Raw genomic sequence first — 2,679 nt, forward strand, 5'->3', positions numbered from 1 at the left:
CTAGAGAAACGCCTCTCAGGCGCCCTCACCCATGTCCGCGCAGGTCAGACCCCAGATTCGTGACTCTAGGACGCTGAATTACGCGGAACGCAGGCTGGCCGACGAACGGCAGACGCGCGAAGAGCCGGCTGGGCCTGTAGCGGACGACGTCAGGTGCTGCCATGGCCAGCTCCCTCCAGAGCCAGTGCAGCGAGAGGAGACTGCGGACCGCCCGGTACCGTTCGGAGCCCGCTCGGCTGACAGGCGCCATGGCGCCGATCCCCCAGAGCAGCGAGAACAGGTACAACAGGGAGTCCGTGAGCGCCTCCTGGGTCTGACTGGTGCTGTCGGACACTGTAGTCACAGTGATCGTCACCACAAAGGCGGTGCGCAGCAGCACGTACAGCACGGCCAGGACCATCGCGCAAGACATGAGGAGCATCCCGATACGGACCGACCGAACCGGGGTCGCTCGGGCTGCGCCGCCCCATTGGACGGCGCAGACCGCGGCGGCCGCACCCATGTAGAGGTAGAACAGGCCCATGTAGATCGGCAGACCCAGATCTCCTTCGTGGCGCTCCAGGAAGAACAGGGTGCTGGTGTCCGGCGGGTCCAGCAGGAAGAAGAAGGCGGCCGCCATGACGGCGATCGTGCCGACCGACGCGCGCGCAGCGATCCGGTGGACGACGGCGGACAGGCGCGCGCTGCGTCGCACATCGGCGTCCGCGTCCGCGTAGACCGCGGTGACATAGCGGAGCAACACGCAGATTCCGACGATCGCCGTGGCGTGCTTGACCAGGAAGCCGAGATCGGGGATGCCTGTCGCGTCCAGGAGATCGTTGACGGTCGATGTCCGGCACAACCAGCTCACCGCAAGTGCGGCGAAAGCACCCCACAGCGAGCGCTCGCGACGACGCCCTTTCCAGGCGGACTTGGTCCTCAGGACGGCCTGGATGATCAGAAGGCCTGCGATCGCGTAAGCGAACGCGTCGGTCATAGTCATGGCTTCCCCCTACAGGCCGGTATTGCTACTGAACGGGTTGGCGAAGTCTTCGGCGAGGCGCCGGGCTACGGAGTCTTCGATGAGGTCGGGGACGGCGGTCAAGTGACTGATGAGGGTGGCCGCGTCCTCGGTGCGCTGCTCGATGGAGGTGTCGTAGCGGCGCCGCCCGGCGGCTTGGCCGGCAGCTACCAGTTGCTCGACTCGTGCCGGTGTGAGATCGCGCAGGACCTCGTCGGTGCCGATGACACCAGTAGCATCCTCGGCCCAGAGGTGGACGAGCTCGTGCACTTTGATCTGCCGCTCATGCGCCGGCGAACCGCCCTCGAGATGCAGGATCAGGTCGAGCGGCCGGACGTCGTGTTTGATCCAGAGGCCGCAGAAGCCAGTGAGGTTGGCGAGGTGGGCCGGCATCGGCTTCAGGACGATACGTCGGCCGCGGGCCTGCTCGATATTCGCCACGAACCGATCGAAATCGAAGGGCCGCGGGATCGGCATGGAGGCCACCAGGCGCTCGGTTTCATGCCGCAAAAGGCGTCGTCTACGCCTGGCTCGCAACTGGTCGAGTGCGCCGTTCACGACGCCTGAGCCAGGGTGCCGCCTCATCCGCGTCATCACTCACGCCCCTCCTTGGCCTCATGCCCGAAGAGAAACAGAGCGCGCAGCCGACAGTCCGCCCAACCAACGATGAACGGCAGCGGAACAAGCGTCTTCAAGCCCGATATCGCGCCAAACAGTGCCGTAGCGAAGCGCCAGAATTTTCCAACGGTCAACTCAACGGACATTCTCGTGAGAAACAATGGATGGAAAGTGCGGAGATCTGGGGTTAGCTGGGCGGCGCTTTCTGCCGTTCGATATGGGCGTATCCACTCACGCCTCGCCCCCCAATTCGCTAGTCGGTCACTTGTGTGTAGAGCTCATCAATTGTTGGCTCGACGATCGCAGCTGACTCAATCACCGTCTGAGCGCGAATACGCCCGCCAACAATAAGATTGGCGAAAATAACCGCTATCGATGGCCTGTTCGAATCGATCTATCGCAGCGCCGTCATCTGTCGCATCCACGGTGCGTGGGGGGCTGGCCGCCCAGACCACCGTGAGGGTGATGGTCGTTGTGGTAGTCCTTCCACTCGCGCAGCTTGTCGTTGAAGACCTCGGCGTCGTCGACGATGACGCCGTCGAGGAGCCGGTAGAACTCCTCGGCATCGATGCGGTGGGAGCGTTCGACCGTGCCGTTCGGGCGTGGCGTGCGGGGCTTGATGCAGGTGTGGGCGAGGTCCTCGCCGCAGGCATGCGCCATGCGAAACGCCCCGAGCGCGCAGCCAGAGCAGAAGCGCTCCTCAACGGAACCCACACGCAGGCGGACGGCGCATGAACGGGCCTGGACTCGCACAGCCCAAGAGTAACGGTGTCCCTGGTGAACCCGGCGATCTGGCGCTGGCTGCTCGCCCCCGGACGAGCTGGCACGCCTGGCGCTTGGTCCGAACCAGCCAGAACGACATCTCGTTCGACACCGCCTGGCGGCAGACCCGCATCCGGCTCCACCCCGAACGAGATGCCCTACCGACGACACGGCCATCCCCCTGGCAGCGCCGCGAGGACAGGGCAATGAGCCTTTCCCGGTAAACGGTCATAGCTGTGTGTGATCGTTTAGATGGTGCGGTCGTATTCGAGCTGGAGCAGGACGAGGGCTGCGGCGGC

Annotated in this window: 3 protein-coding genes; all 3 read right to left on the reverse strand. The window is 64.7% G+C overall.

Features of this window, described 5'->3' with window-relative positions:
• Positions 1-25: 25 nt before the first annotated feature.
• The 3 genes from ACIRFL_RS43685 to ACIRFL_RS43695 all read right to left on the reverse strand — a co-directional run bounded on the left by ACIRFL_RS43685 (position 26) and on the right by ACIRFL_RS43695 (position 2,278).
• Positions 26-976: a hypothetical protein gene (locus ACIRFL_RS43685; RefSeq protein ID WP_404041303.1), complete on the reverse strand. Its 951-nt coding sequence runs from the start codon at positions 974-976 to the stop codon at positions 26-28.
• Positions 977-991: 15 nt separating this feature from the next.
• The gene (locus ACIRFL_RS43690) at positions 992-1,558 is read right to left on the reverse strand and encodes a hypothetical protein (protein ID WP_404041306.1); all 567 of its coding nucleotides are present in this window, start codon (positions 1,556-1,558) and stop codon (positions 992-994) included.
• A gap of 468 nt (positions 1,559-2,026) precedes the next feature.
• Positions 2,027-2,278 (reverse strand): integrase core domain-containing protein, encoded by a 252-nt coding sequence (locus ACIRFL_RS43695; protein ID WP_404041308.1) that lies wholly within the window; start codon positions 2,276-2,278, stop codon positions 2,027-2,029.
• Between the last annotated feature and the right edge of the window lie 401 nt (positions 2,279-2,679).

It is taken from the genome of Streptomyces sp. NPDC102462 (genome assembly GCF_044765425.1).
Lineage (GTDB): Bacteria > Actinomycetota > Actinomycetes > Streptomycetales > Streptomycetaceae > Streptomyces.

Coding starts and splice junctions, on each gene's coding strand:
- ACIRFL_RS43685 (WP_404041303.1), bottom strand. CDS start 976: ATGACCGACGCGTTCGCTTACGCGATCGCAGGCCTTCTGATCATCCAG.
- ACIRFL_RS43695 (WP_404041308.1), bottom strand. CDS start 2,278: ATGGCGCATGCCTGCGGCGAGGACCTCGCCCACACCTGCATCAAGCCC.